This window comes from Methylobacterium sp. WL103, assembly GCF_008039885.1.
In the GTDB taxonomy this organism is placed as follows: domain Bacteria; phylum Pseudomonadota; class Alphaproteobacteria; order Rhizobiales; family Beijerinckiaceae; genus Methylobacterium; species Methylobacterium cerastii.
Window position 1 is genome coordinate 1 of sequence record NZ_VRUX01000078.1, and the last position, 12,288, is coordinate 12,288.

Genomic DNA, 12,288 nt, shown 5'->3' on the forward strand with positions numbered 1-12,288 from the left:
CGTGCGCCGGCTGCGGCCCGGCCGGCTGCGGCCGCTGGCCGTAGGCCGGCTTGCCGAAGCCGGGTTTGCCGAAGGCCGGCCTTCCAAAGCCGGGCTTGCCGTAACCAGGCTTGCCGTCACCAGGCTTGCCATCACCAGGCTTGCCGTAGCTCGGCTTCCCATACCCTGGCTTGCCGAAGCTGGACTTGCCATAGCCCGACTTGCCATAGCCCGACTTGCCGTGATCAGCTTGGCCGAAGCCGGGCTTGCGCACCTCGGACCCGGCCGGCCGGCCGCCGTCCTCGCCGCCGTCGTCGCTCTCGCTCGCCATCCGCTCAAACCATTCCAGAACCGTGCTGCGCGCGACCGCGCAGGCAGACCAGCGCCCCGCCAAGGCGCGCGAAGCGGCAGCGTTAGCACGCCCGGGACGAAGTTGCCGCACCCGCCCGGCGGCGCCGTCCCACCCCATCCGCGACAAACCGGCCCGCCACCGCCTCACAAGCCACGATCCGCCCGTTGCCCTCCGCCCGCGGTCCGACTATAGAAACCTCGGCCCAGCGCCAGCGCCCTTCGTCTATCGGTTAGGATGTCAGCCTTTCACGCTGAAGAGGCGGGTTCGACTCCCGCAGGGCGCGCCAAGAAATCCAAGCACTTAGCGGATATTCCGGTCTCGTCTCACACGGTCAGCTCACATAGCGGCCGCTGTAGAGCGCGCCGCCCATTCGCTCGTCGGTTTCGCGCAGCCCTTCTACCGTCGGACAACTTGTCCCGGAGCACCCTGCCGATGCGGCCGTTCGTCGAGCAGCCGGTGGAGCACTGAGCAAGCACGTGCAGGCGAAGGGCTCACAGGCGTGAACGTTGGGCGTCTCGCGATGGGGTTTGGTGGCTTCCTCGTGGCCTACGTGTCGATCACAGTTCTTGTCTGGATCGGCTTCGACAACGCTCTCATGATGGTCTTCGCGTCCGGGGTCGTCGCCTCCGTAGCGCTCATGGCTTTTCAAATCCGAGCCAATCAGAAGCGGTGATCCGAACGAGCTCGGCACCCTCTGACTTCCATCGATCAGTGCGACGCACCCTTCAAAGCTCAGGGAACACCCGGTGTCTGAAAACCAGAGCAAAGAGTGGAAGCAGGCCGAAGCAGCTTTCGCGAAGCGGCAGAACGGGCCTATCGCGATGCCTGCCCATGAGCCACCGGCGAACGTGGCAGAGACCAATCTGGCCCGGCAGAGGGCAGCGCGCTTAGCGAGAGACGCTGAGCAGCTGAAGGCGAAGGGCGTCCGGAGATGAAGCACAACGCCCGCAATGATCTCCCAGCGACGATCATTGCCATCAGGCTTGGCGATGTAATGGCTCAGGTCGACGTCGAACTGGTCGGTACCTCCTACCGCATGTCGTCAGTCATGACGGTCGATTCACTGGACGAGTTGGGCCTGGCGGAAGGCGATACCGTCCGCGTGCTCGCAAAGGCCGTGAACGTGCTGCTGATGAAACCGTAGCAGGCGGGCTCCGCGAACAGTGCACCACTAGGCAAGCGGGTGACGGAGCCAAGCGTCGTCGCCGACTGTTCAAACCCTGCTGCGGCGCTGATGGAGCGTGGTTGGCCAAGGGTATCCCCATGAAACGCGCCCTCGTCGCCCTCGCCTTGATGCTCGGTGCCCAAACCTGTCTTGCTGCCCCGTCGATGGACGAGGAAGAGGCGGAGATGGTCCAGGGGCTGGTGCGGATCGTCGGCGCGCAGGCCGGCATCACGCTCTACTGCCGGAAGGCCTACGCGATCGACGACAAGGTGTCGGAGGGCCTGCTGCGAACCGTTCGCCCCACGCTCGACAAGGCAATCGGCCATCGGCAAGCTCAGGCGGCGATCGACGAAGAGGGCCAGCGCCTGTCCAAGGAGATCGCCGACATCGGCGCCGAGCGCTGGTGCGCCGATCAGCGCGACATCCTCAACACCGACGGCATCCGCGTCTTTTTGGACTGAACGTGCACCTGAGGAGGCGAGCGCACGCGGTCTACACTGGAGGTGAGCCCAGTTCGCCAAATGATGCGTGCAATTGTTAAACGGTTTCAGAATTGGGAGCTGGAATTGTTTCAGAAATCTATACCAGATTTGAGCATAAAACTGCCACCGGCACAATGATTGTACTCGATACTGAAAGAACCATCAGCGTCACGACAGCATATCCATGTTGCTTTGGTTTATCTTTCAATATATATTCTACGGGGACCGACAGCAACAGGAATGGGGAAGCACAGATAACAAAGACGATGCAGAACAGATAATATGGGATCACTGCAGCCATCAGCAGTGGCATCGACAAGTCCAATTTATTGCTTTCGACGTGTGTCGCGGAAATGGCAGACATTGAGGCACCCGCTGTTCCAAAACCAAATTGCAACCAGTGGTAGAATTGCAATTCTCAGCGCAACTTCAAGAGCATGATCGTGCGTGCGTGCGTCGGAGAATACGCAGGCCCAAGATCGGGTCACTATGCCGACGTCAATTCTCTGACCGTCGTTGTGCTGAGGCAATCGCAGCCTATGCGGAGCACCGACCAAACCGCGGCCCTGGCGATTGCAAAGGTCGAACCTCCGACTACGGCCGCGATCATCCTGACCGACGCCACCGGCAATCTATACCGGACGCGCCGCGACTGAGAGAATGGCTCGTGCGCGGTCTCGTAGAGCCTGACCCATCGACGGCGTGACGCTTGTACTAGCTGAAGACATCGGCACGAGGCCACGCTGCTCCGACATCAGACGCGGGTGTCGGGTTATGCTCGCCGCGCGATCATTAGCCCCGCGGTTGTGCGTCACAATTTGTACAACCCCTGGTATAAGTTTTTAATCATCCATTAACTCTCCGAGCATCATATTAATGACCAGCAAGAGAGCTTAGCGATATTTTAGCAAGTGACGCGAGGCGATTATGGATACGGCAAGAAGGCTTCCGTGGGAGAGAAACTCCAAATTCGACGTTTCATCTGTCGAACTTACTCCCGATGAACAGCTCGCGAATGTAGTGAGGCTTCTCCCCCCGCTGAATGATATAGAAGGTGGCTCCCCCCTTACCCGCCGATCCAGCGCACAAAACTGGTCTAAGCTCATTGATCGGGTCCGGGATGCAGCCAACCATGCTCGGGACGTTGAGGTACAAGCTCGCGAACAGGAATTGCGCATCAACGCGCTCTTTGACCGTCTTCGTGAGGATGTCCGATGTGCCGGGGAGCGCGTCCAAGAGTCAGAAGCGCGATCAGTAGAAATCCAGATCCGAGCAGACGTCTTGCTCAGAGCCGCGGATGAACGGATCAAAAAAGCTGAAGAACAAGTAAAAGCCGCGGACGAGCGTGCGCGCACTGCTGAGAATTGGCTTTCCCGGCTCTACGATACGATCGAAGCTGAATTTGAGATCAAGCCAAGTTTGCAGAAAACCGGTTAGAAAATGCGAGCGCTCGGGCGAACACGAGCGTCTCCGACAGTGGCAGCTGCGCACTGGCCGAAGCGATGTCGGCGTGTCATTTCAGGCCATGACCAAGCCCGATCTGAACCGTTGCGAAGTGAAGGTCGACGGCGCTTGGGTCGTCGTGAGCCTCATCGAGGCGCAGGGGACGCATGCCAAGGCTGAGAAGCGCTGTCCGGCTTGCCAGGGGCGCGTCGCGGTCGCCGGATCGTACACCGCAGTCGTGAAGCGCACGCTCACGCATCGCCGGGTTCACGATGGATGCCCACTGATACCGAGGGCCTATTGCGGCACGCCTTCGCCGCATCCAGAAGCTGTGAAGTAGCCACGGATCGATGGCCTCTTCGGAGAAGCGGCAATGAGCACCACGATCACGAGCGACTTGCTCAAGGCCAAAATCGTCAGCGACGGCGAGGTGGCCGCCGCGGTCGACGTGTTCATGTGCGATCCGACGGTGAGCCTGTTCCGCTTCGCCAGCGGGCACACGCTGGACCCTGCGGCTGCGGTGAAGGCGCATGAGCCAGCGGCGCGAGCCGTCATCGACCCGGACCGGAACGAGAAGTTCCGGCGCGGCATGGTGCGTACCGCGATCCTTCTAGGATGCATGGTGGCGCCGTGAGCGACGACCCCTGCCACGAGGCCGCTGAAGTCCTCCGCACGATGGGCTGGGACGTCCAGCCGACCGGCGACGATTTGGGCTTGTGGTTGGTAGATGGGGAGCAGCTTGGCGACGCCGATCTGATGGCGCTTGCCCGTCTCATCGGACTGATGACCAGCCCCGAGATGATCCAGTAAAACCTGCCGACACCGCACCGGCCGAGCGCAGGCCGTCGCGGTGTCGGCGGGAACCGCCGAGCAGGTCGTCGGATCACTCTGCCGCTTGCTGCAGGCGCAGGCGCTGGTTCTGTCCGATGGTGCGCGAGATCAGGGAGCGGCGCGCGCTGTAGCTGGGCGAGACGAAGGGATAGTCGACCGGGAGGCCCCACTTGGCGCGGTAGGCCTCGGGCGATAGCCCCCTCATCGTGAGGTGCCGGCGCAACGCCTTGTAAGGCTTGCCGTCCTCGAAACTGATGATGGCGTCCGGCGAGATCGACTTGCGGATCTCCGCATCGGTCGGCTTCGTCAGCACCGGCTTCGGCGGGGTCGTCAGCCCTGTGATCGAGCCGTGAACCGTGCGGATCAGGTCCGGCAGGCTCGTGGCCGGTACAGGGGTGCGGGCGACGTAGGCGGCGAGGATCTTCGCGGCGAGGTCGATGGGGTCCGTCGTTGTCTGCACGGTTCGTTTCCTTCCGAATGCGGTCTGGTGGGTGCGTGTCCGAACGTGCTGTCGCCGGGCACAGGATGTTTTCTGTCGTCGATCACCCTGAACGGTCTCGGCAGGTCGGCCTGCCACTGCGCAACTATGCGCCTGCGATCCCACAATACAACTTCTGCGCGAGTTGATAGATGGATGCGATCTACTTAGAATTGGTTAACTGGCTCAACCCGGCTGCAATGAGGAGCCGTGAGGGTCGAGACGCTGCCCTTTTTGCGCATCGAAGCTTGAGTTTAGGCACCTTTTGCGCGCCTCGGCCTCGACCTTCCGGCATGCAATTAACGGTTGTATGAACCGCCTCCATTCGCAGCTCCACCCGATCGGTTCGGGTGGCCTACTGCTGCCTACGGCAGAGGTGTGGGTGAAGCTGCTGTCAGGATGCCATGCATCACTCAGGCTTCTCCCGCTTAGCGATGACCCGGCAGGCCTGGCGCAGCGTGATCTCCTGGTCCGGGTAGAGCGTTGCCGCGGCATCGAGCACTAGGCGGCCGAGTTCGAAGCTCCACACCGTCGCCAAGTGCCATTCGATCGAGCCCGACGTCGTCCAGGCCTCCACGTTCAGGCCGCGCTGGATCGGCGTCGGCACGATCTTCTTTTTGGACGCCGGCAGGATGAGCCGGGCCTGACACGCGCTCTCGTATTTGCGAGCGGGCGGTGACCCGGGGCGGCGTTGATGCCGGCACGAGCCCGACAGGTGCAGGAGCACGTCGAGCTGCAGCATCTTTGTCCCGAACCGCGCCACAAGGCCGTCGGTGGCGTAGACGCCCCTCCGGCTGCACGACAGGCACTCCACCACGACACGATCGCCCGCGATGTCCGCGAGGGTGTCCACCTAGGCGCCGGGCCGCTGCCCGCGGACGTAGCCGTGCGAGATCAGCCGGTCCCGCTGCAGCCTCCGGCGCTCGGCTTCCGCGAGGTCGGACAGCGCATCCTCGATCGCCCGGACCAGCGCGGACCAGGCGTCCCCGCGGGCGGCCCGACGATAGGCGAGCGCGATGGTCTCGGCCTCGGTGAGCCGGATCTCCACAGGCGGTTCGTGCGGCTGGGGGTGCATCGCGGCTCCGAGTTGTCCAAGAACATACAAGGAACAGACAGCAAGCAGACCGACGGTTCAACCATGGCGACGACGGCCAGGCGCGAGGCTGTGAGATGGTGTGGAGGGCGGGGTAGAAGGCCAATGCCGACGCCACTTTACCGTTTCCACTGCACGGATGGGCACGAACTCGTGGCCGATCTGCAGGGTAAGCGGCTGCCGACCTGGGCGCTGATGCGGGTGCATGCCGAGCGAGTTGCCCTGGACGTGATGCTCTGCCGCGCGCCGCGCGATTGGTCGGCCTGGACGGTCGAGGTCTACGACGCGTCGGGGCGGCATGTGGTGTCGAAGCCGTTTGCGGATGTGCTGGCCACCCGGAACGCACGGCAGGGATAACGCGGGCTGATCGCCGCGTTGCACCGGCTCACCACCGACGAGACCCATGGCATTACCACTAAATCGTCTCCTCTTTTGGACTTAACTATTGCTTGGTTTTTTGCCTACTACTCGCCCTGTACGGTATTGCAGCGTCCGTTGCGTTTCGAGATATCCAACGGCGATCATCCAAAACTTCGAGTAGTTTGTGCTTGTCTACCACTCTGCACTTGAGGCGCGGCTCGCCCTCGTTGGTGAAGCCAACACCTTGCGCCGCTGCTTGTCGCAAAATTTCTGCCTGATCATATTTATCCAGATTTTGCCGATTACTAATTGCAACAAGCAGACGAGCCGTACGCGGGTGCTTTTCAATATCGTCGACAAATCCTGAGAAGTCTAAAAACGACACTTTCTCTGAAATGATTGGTATCTTCTGCTTTGCAGCCTTTGCGACTTTATCAGTGATGTTGGCAATATACTCCATGCCAAGAAAATTTGCGAAGTAAATGTTGTTTTCACATACCAGGCCGTCAAAGGAATTATCTAATCGGAATACGGGGTGCTCGATCAGGATCATCGTGTCATCGATGAGCTGCATAAGTCTGTTGCGGGCCTTGAGAGTGGCTTTTAATTGCGCCGCCCGGCGTAGTCCTATGGACTTGCGTTTGTGACTATCATGAAAAATTACAAAATAATAATCGACATTGTTTGCATGATCTATCAAATTACCTATATTTTCATAGGCTTAAATTTCGTATAAATCGGATAAAACTTTAAATATCGGATCTGACTTAGTGATATATACACGCTCCGTGTCACCGTAAGATTGCGACAGAGAGTATTCTTCCCAGTCACCTTCACGCGAAATGATACCAGCGCTTGTTCTTGAAAGCATATCTCTAAATGCACCATCAACAGATTTGTCAACGGCCACCAAATAACTCGCGCCGTTAGTGAAAGTGACGCCAAACTGGATTGATATTATTGACGATTGATCAAATTCTTGCTCGATCATATCTATCGACATCCACAACCACATTGCCTCCTAGCCGTAGGCCGGAGACCGTCATGCCTTCTTCGAGACGGTGACGTCGCGAGATAACAGCATAGGTCGTGAAGGCTGGCGAGTCTCGGTCGGGCGATACGGTAGCGGATTGAACTTCACAGGTGAAGATATGATAGCCTTTAATAGCAAATATAATATTCATGTAGTGAAGTTTTAAGTGCCAAAATAAAAATGCTACAAACAAAAAGGCTGAAGCAACAGCGCACAGATCGCGCGGGCTTCCCATATTCGCATCATATAGAGGTATTAACATGGCAAATAGATACACGAGCAAGTGCTCTCGTTGATCACGTGCCGAGCTTATTTTAAATGTTTGTCTGTTATCAGACTGCCTCGCCCGCCGCACAAGCAACCATAAAAAAAGATTCAGTATTAGAAATAAGGTTATGCAGGATGGAATCCAGTATGCATCACTGAGAGTGGCAGTCCCACGGATCGCCCACAATAAAAATAGAGGGCTCAGGCTGGATACGACGAGCACGAAGCGTGCGAAACCCAGCCCGCGTTTCACCTTTGGGGCTTGATCTGAAGGCATTGGCCCGCCGTCTGACCCCGTTGCTCGGGTGCCTGGTATAAACAGAAAGGTGTGGGCAGTCATTAGGAGCTTTCATGAACCCTGTCCGACGAACGCAATCGCCGGATTTCGAAATTGGAACGTTTGAGGAACATTATATCAATAAATGAGCGGGATTGAAGGGTAACCTTCGCTCATAGGCTTGGCACACGCTCGGCGAGGGCTGCCCTTCAATTCAGGGGACGCCAGCTGTGTAGGTGTCGTATGGCGGCCGGTTCGTTACGCCGCTTCGAGGCGCTCCAATACCACTGTGCCGCCGAGCTACGCCGTCGCTGCGTCCAGCGTCGGGAAGGCATGTTCGATCTCGCTGAACGGGCGCGGGTGGCGATCCGGTGACAGGTTTTCGAGCAGCTTGGCATACCGGGCGCGACGCCCGCTGTCGGCCGGCACTTCGCGAACCACACTCCCGACTATGACGCCGTCGAGCACGAGGTCGTAGCTGGCGGCAGCGAGGCGGTGGAGCGTGTAGGTTATCGTCCCGCCGAAGCCGACGGACCCATGATCAGCGATTTCAGAGCCGCATCGGTGAATGGCGTCTCGGCACCTCGCATGATGATGTCGCGGATGCGTTGGACGCTGTCCGGCGCCGCGAACGTCTCGGCCAGGGCCGCGTTGTTGCGGCCGAGATAGGCCCGGCGCGAAGCGTCGCCGACGTTCGCCAGCAGCGACCGGCCTTGGGTCTTCAACGCGGTCAGGCCCTGCTGCGGCAGCGTCTCGCCGCCGATCTCCGCCCGGTACTGCGTATTGAAGTCCGTCGGGCTGCCTTGCGGCTTGCGTGTGCCGGTAGCGCGGAACGCTTCGACGAGATCGCCGACCGCGCGACGCGCCTGCGGACTGTCCGGCAGGGCGCCGAGCACTGCGTCGAGGTTCCTCGCCTGCTGGCGCGTCCCGGCGACATCCTTGGCGAACCGCGCGCCTCCGCCCTGCGCCTCGCCACCGACGAGCCGGCCCATGCTGGTATCGGCCTGGTCCGCGAGCCGCTGCCGAACCAGCTGCGCGGTACCTTGCGGTTCCTCGCGCGCTGTCCGCATGATGAGGTCGACGAGCTCGCGTTCCCCACCAACCCGTGGCTTGGCCGGCAGCACCATGTCGCCGGCAGCTTCCGTCGACGAGGCTCGGGACAATTCGCCGATGGCTCCGCGACGCTGTGGCGCCAGCGCGGCATCGGCCCGGCGCACGCCGGTCAGCCGCTCCCGCAGGCCCGGCACCATGTCGAGCACGTCGGCGCTGCCCCGCATCCCGAGCATCAGCGCATCGCCCGAGACCGTGCCGCGCGCGTCCGTCGCCGCGTCGAGGAGCTTGGTGCCGAGGTAGTTCTGGAAGCCGGTTCGCGCCTCCGGCGGCGCGACGTCGTTGAAGGTGCGCACCGCCGTCGGTCCGCCGGCCTCGATCGTCGGCGCCGAGCGCTCCGGCGGCAGCGTGAAGGCGCGGCCGTACTCGTCGCGGTCGATCACCTTGGCCAGCGCCGGGTTGTCGAACGGCCGCAACGGCTCGCTCGCCGCCGCGAAGTTGCGCGTCGCCTGTGCATGTTCCGGCACCGAGCCGAGCGCCGTGTCGAGGCGGCTCTGGACCTGCTCGAGCGCCGCGGCCGTCGGACGATCGCCGCCGCGCATCGCCGCGTTGATCATCGTGCCGACCTGCGCCCGGGCGTTCTGCAGGCCCGCCACCGACAGGTCGAGTTCCGCCGGCTGTCCCGTGCCGGGGCGCGAGAACAGCATCCCGCGTGCCGTGCCGAGCGCATCGGCGACCGAGCCCTTCGCCGTGCGCATCGCATCGTCGATATGCGCCACGACGTCGGTCGGGTTGGCCTGGCCGAAGCGCGGCGCCGGGATGTCCTCGCGCACCGTCGTGCTCTTCACGTATGGCTCGAGCGGCCCCTTCATCGCCCCGACCGTGCGCTCGTAGGCGTCGAGCGGGTCGGCATGTTCGCCGCGCATCAGCGCGCCGATGGTACGATTGCGGATGTCCGGATGCACGCTGCCCGGGTCGACGCCGGCGCGGGCGAGATCCTCGTTCAGTCGGCTCTCGGCGAGCGACAGCGACGCGGCGTAGTCGTCCGCGACCTGGCCCGGCCGGACGCGATCGGCCGTCACCGCGCGCTCGGCACCGATCGGGAACGACGGCACGCCGCGGCGCTCGTTCGCGAGCTTGCGCATCAGCTCAGCCCGGATGTCTCGCGCCATGCCACCGTCGGCATCGGGGCGAAGATAGCCGTGCTCGATCAGGTGCTCGCGCCAGAAGCTATCCAGCGGCTTGCCACCCTCGCGCGCGACCGTGCCAGCGCCCGGGATGTTGAAGCGGTGGAAGTCCTGGCTCCGAAGATCGCCGGTCAGTTCGAGACCACCGTTGCGGGCGATGAAGCGGGCGAGGCTGTCCGGCCCGGCGCCGTCCGCGGACGCCGCCGGGCGATCCAGCCGTTCGAGCGGGCGCGGCGCGGCATCGGTGAACTGCGGCCGCTCGAACCGCGGGTATGTCACGATGGGTTTGCCGGCGCGCTCGACGCTCACGGTCCGATCGATACCGATGGTCTCCGGCGCCTCGCGCGCAGCAGCATAGTCGCTGTCCGCCAAGGCGGCGCGCATGCCCTCGCGACCCTGATAGGTCGCGTGCAGGCCATTCTGGATCTCGGGACCGACCTCCGCCGGCGTCGCCCGCGGACCGACCTCGCGAACGCTCGCGGCGAGGGCTTGGCCCTCCGGCGAATTCGCGATCGACCGATGCGCCGCGTCGGCGACGAGCGGCCCGAGCGTCGAGGGTTCGACGCTCTGCGGCGCGACGGTATCGAGGGCGCGACCTGTGGCAGTTCGCATCTGCCCTGGGCGCGCGGCCATCATCTCGGACAGCGCGACGCTCTGCGGCGAGCCTTCGACGAAGCGTTGCACGTCAGCGAGCTTGGTGCCGTTGCCGGTGGCGTGCTGGATCGCTTCGGCGCCGGTCAGCGGCACGCCGATGCGCTGGCCCGTGTCGGCGATCGACTGCGCCGCATCGAACTGCGCCGGCGTCACGCGGCCAGCGGCGGTGTTGATCGCCCGGGCCGGCGCATCGGCGCGCGCCGCGACCGCGGCCGTTCCGACGTTGCCCATGATCGCCGCGATCAGGCGCGCGGCCGGCTCCGCCTTCGTGCCGTGCGTCGTCTGACCCGCCGTCTCCGACAGCGTCGCCGGCACGACCGTTTCCATGACCTTGCGCACCAGCCCGCCCGGGCCGATCGCAGCCGCGGGTGCGAACTCGCCGACGGTCTGGGCATACTGGCCCGGGACGGTCTTCGGCTCGTACAGCGGGCCGGTCACGGCCTCGACGCCACGGCGTATGTCAGCCGAGCCGACGACGCTGCCGCTCGAACCGATGCCGGTATAGAGCCGGTCGAAACGCTCGCGCTCCGGCGTCCCGGCCTGCGGCCCGTAGCCGGTCCAATCCATGACCTTGTGCCCGGCGCCGAGCATGATCCGGTCGACGAGGCTGTTGCCCATCTCCTGGACGTCGCCCGGAAGCCCGGCCAGGCCGATCGCGCCCTTGGCAACGCCGATCGGGGCGGCCTTCGCCACGTCGAGCGCGACGGACGTTTTGTCCGGCGCCGGCATGGCCGGAGCATCGAACTGATCGAACGGGTTGGCCGCGTGCGGCGCGTCGAACTGATCGAACGGATTGGCCAATTACTGTCCTCCGAGCACGGCCGCCGCGGCGCCCGCCCCGAACTTCGCGTCGAAGTCGGAAGCCAGCGCGCGATTGGCCTTGAGATGCGCCACGGCCGCGGCGCTTGGCGCGGTCGCGGTTGGTCCTGCTGCGGTCGGCGCCGGCCCGGACGCCGGCGCTGCCGCGGCAGGCGCTCCGGGTGAGGCCGGAACGGAGCCGCCTGCGTCCGCGAACTGTGCGAAAGGCGAGGCGAGCGCCGCGATACGCCGCTCCGCCTCGAACTTGTCGAGCGTGCCGGCCTGCGCTTGGCGCGCGATGTCCGCGGCCTGCCGCTGTTGCTGCGCCGCCTGGCGCAGCGTGCCGAGGATGATGCGGTTGCCGCCGGGCGTGTTCTGCAGCGAGGGCAGCGACGCCAGGAAGTTCGTCAGCTCGCGATCGGACTGCGCGCCGGACCCCGGCACCCGCAGTCCGGGTGCGAGCCGCTGCACGATCGCGTTGGCCGCCTGCGCCTCGTCGAGCTTCCCGCCGGTGAGCGAGTTGGCGACGTCGCCGAGGCCGAGATCCTGCGCATACCGCGCGACCTGCAGCTTGCGCTCGGCCAGCGCACCGGTCGGCACGTCCTGCAGCAGCCCTTCGAGGCGATTGAGGTTCGTCGACATCGTGTCCGCGGTGGCGCCGGCCTTCACAATGTCCGCATGTCGGGAGGCGAGCGCCTGATCGGTCGCGCTGCGATACGGGTCCGCCGTCTGGCCCCGGCCCTCGGCGGCAATGGCGGAATCGAGCTCGCCGATGCGCGGATCGCCCGCCGGCAGCGCGGCGCGCTCGGCCTGCAGCCGCGAGACGTTCGACGGTGCGA

At 63.5% G+C, this 12,288-nt stretch carries 16 protein-coding genes, 1 tRNA gene and 2 pseudogenes; 9 read left to right on the plus strand and 10 right to left on the minus strand.

Features of this window, described 5'->3' with window-relative positions:
* Window positions 1–373: pseudogene (locus FV222_RS07635) on the minus strand (hypothetical protein); the annotation flags it as partial.
* Between the two features lie 169 nt (window positions 374–542).
* Between FV222_RS07635 and FV222_RS07640 the strand changes: the two are divergent.
* From FV222_RS07640 to FV222_RS07670, 8 genes are all read left to right on the plus strand, one after another.
* Window positions 543–617, plus strand: a tRNA-Glu gene (locus FV222_RS07640).
* A gap of 213 nt (window positions 618–830) precedes the next feature.
* Window positions 831–1,004: a hypothetical protein gene (locus tag FV222_RS29415; RefSeq protein ID WP_187277254.1), complete on the plus strand. Its 174-nt coding sequence runs from the start codon at window positions 831–833 to the stop codon at window positions 1,002–1,004.
* Window positions 1,005–1,262: 258 nt separating this feature from the next.
* Window positions 1,263–1,475, plus strand: a complete 213-nt coding sequence (locus FV222_RS07645) for a TOBE domain-containing protein (RefSeq protein ID WP_147813711.1) — start codon at window positions 1,263–1,265, stop codon at window positions 1,473–1,475.
* 119 nt (window positions 1,476–1,594) lie between these two features.
* On the plus strand, window positions 1,595–1,957 hold the full coding sequence (locus FV222_RS07650) for a hypothetical protein (RefSeq protein WP_147813712.1): 363 nt from the start codon (window positions 1,595–1,597) through the stop codon (window positions 1,955–1,957).
* A 1,191-nt stretch (window positions 1,958–3,148) separates the two neighbouring features.
* Window positions 3,149–3,415, plus strand: coding sequence for a hypothetical protein (locus tag FV222_RS30615; protein WP_210248465.1), 267 nt, complete (start codon window positions 3,149–3,151; stop codon window positions 3,413–3,415).
* 88 nt (window positions 3,416–3,503) lie between these two features.
* Complete coding sequence (locus FV222_RS07660; protein WP_147813737.1) at window positions 3,504–3,761, plus strand: hypothetical protein; 258 nt, start codon at window positions 3,504–3,506, stop codon at window positions 3,759–3,761.
* Window positions 3,762–3,794: 33 nt separating this feature from the next.
* Window positions 3,795–4,055, plus strand: coding sequence for a hypothetical protein (locus FV222_RS07665; RefSeq protein ID WP_147813716.1), 261 nt, complete (start codon window positions 3,795–3,797; stop codon window positions 4,053–4,055).
* A complete protein-coding gene (locus FV222_RS07670) occupies window positions 4,052–4,231 on the plus strand; it encodes a hypothetical protein (RefSeq protein ID WP_246685367.1) in 180 nt (59 codons plus the stop codon). Before FV222_RS07665 ends, FV222_RS07670 begins: the two co-directional genes overlap by 4 nt.
* Window positions 4,232–4,304: 73 nt before the next feature.
* On the opposite strand, the gene FV222_RS07675 is transcribed toward FV222_RS07670, so the two are convergent.
* From FV222_RS07675 to FV222_RS07685, 3 genes are all read right to left on the minus strand, one after another.
* Window positions 4,305–4,712 (minus strand): MucR family transcriptional regulator, encoded by a 408-nt coding sequence (locus tag FV222_RS07675; protein WP_147813719.1) that lies wholly within the window; start codon window positions 4,710–4,712, stop codon window positions 4,305–4,307.
* A gap of 427 nt (window positions 4,713–5,139) precedes the next feature.
* Entirely contained in the window at window positions 5,140–5,583 is a 444-nt protein-coding gene (locus FV222_RS07680) for a hypothetical protein (RefSeq protein ID WP_147813721.1), read from the minus strand.
* Entirely contained in the window at window positions 5,584–5,805 is a 222-nt protein-coding gene (locus FV222_RS07685; protein WP_147813723.1) for a hypothetical protein, read from the minus strand.
* Window positions 5,806–5,976: 171 nt separating this feature from the next.
* On the opposite strand from FV222_RS07685, the gene FV222_RS07690 reads away from it, so the two are divergent.
* Window positions 5,977–6,180, plus strand: coding sequence for a hypothetical protein (locus tag FV222_RS07690; protein ID WP_246685368.1), 204 nt, complete (start codon window positions 5,977–5,979; stop codon window positions 6,178–6,180).
* Between the two features lie 85 nt (window positions 6,181–6,265).
* On the opposite strand, the gene FV222_RS07695 is transcribed toward FV222_RS07690, so the two are convergent.
* The 6 genes and pseudogenes from FV222_RS07695 to FV222_RS07720 form a co-directional block, all read right to left on the minus strand.
* Complete coding sequence (locus FV222_RS07695) at window positions 6,266–6,883, minus strand: Kiwa anti-phage protein KwaB-like domain-containing protein (RefSeq protein WP_187277255.1); 618 nt, start codon at window positions 6,881–6,883, stop codon at window positions 6,266–6,268.
* A gap of 21 nt (window positions 6,884–6,904) precedes the next feature.
* Window positions 6,905–7,174, minus strand: coding sequence for a hypothetical protein (locus FV222_RS07700; RefSeq protein ID WP_147813729.1), 270 nt, complete (start codon window positions 7,172–7,174; stop codon window positions 6,905–6,907).
* Window positions 7,155–7,823: a hypothetical protein gene (locus FV222_RS07705; RefSeq protein ID WP_147813731.1), complete on the minus strand. Its 669-nt coding sequence runs from the start codon at window positions 7,821–7,823 to the stop codon at window positions 7,155–7,157. Before FV222_RS07705 ends, FV222_RS07700 begins: the two co-directional genes overlap by 20 nt.
* Window positions 7,824–8,060: 237 nt before the next feature.
* The gene (locus FV222_RS07710; RefSeq protein WP_246685369.1) at window positions 8,061–8,228 is read right to left on the minus strand and encodes a hypothetical protein; all 168 of its coding nucleotides are present in this window, start codon (window positions 8,226–8,228) and stop codon (window positions 8,061–8,063) included.
* A gap of 41 nt (window positions 8,229–8,269) precedes the next feature.
* Window positions 8,270–11,452: a hypothetical protein gene (locus FV222_RS29420; RefSeq protein WP_187277256.1), complete on the minus strand. Its 3,183-nt coding sequence runs from the start codon at window positions 11,450–11,452 to the stop codon at window positions 8,270–8,272.
* Window positions 11,453–12,288 (minus strand): annotated as a pseudogene (locus FV222_RS07720) (hypothetical protein); the annotation flags it as partial.

Excerpts from the sequence above, each read along its gene's own strand:
- FV222_RS07645 (WP_147813711.1), top strand. The coding sequence starts at position 1,263 with ATGAAGCACAACGCCCGCAATGATCTCCCAGCGACGATCATTGCCATC.
- FV222_RS07650 (WP_147813712.1), top strand. The coding sequence starts at position 1,595 with ATGAAACGCGCCCTCGTCGCCCTCGCCTTGATGCTCGGTGCCCAAACC.
- FV222_RS07660 (WP_147813737.1), top strand. The coding sequence starts at position 3,504 with ATGACCAAGCCCGATCTGAACCGTTGCGAAGTGAAGGTCGACGGCGCT.
- FV222_RS07665 (WP_147813716.1), top strand. The coding sequence starts at position 3,795 with ATGAGCACCACGATCACGAGCGACTTGCTCAAGGCCAAAATCGTCAGC.
- FV222_RS07685 (WP_147813723.1), bottom strand. The coding sequence starts at position 5,805 with ATGCACCCCCAGCCGCACGAACCGCCTGTGGAGATCCGGCTCACCGAG.
- FV222_RS07700 (WP_147813729.1), bottom strand. The coding sequence starts at position 7,174 with ATGATCGAGCAAGAATTTGATCAATCGTCAATAATATCAATCCAGTTT.
- FV222_RS07705 (WP_147813731.1), bottom strand. The coding sequence starts at position 7,823 with ATGACTGCCCACACCTTTCTGTTTATACCAGGCACCCGAGCAACGGGG.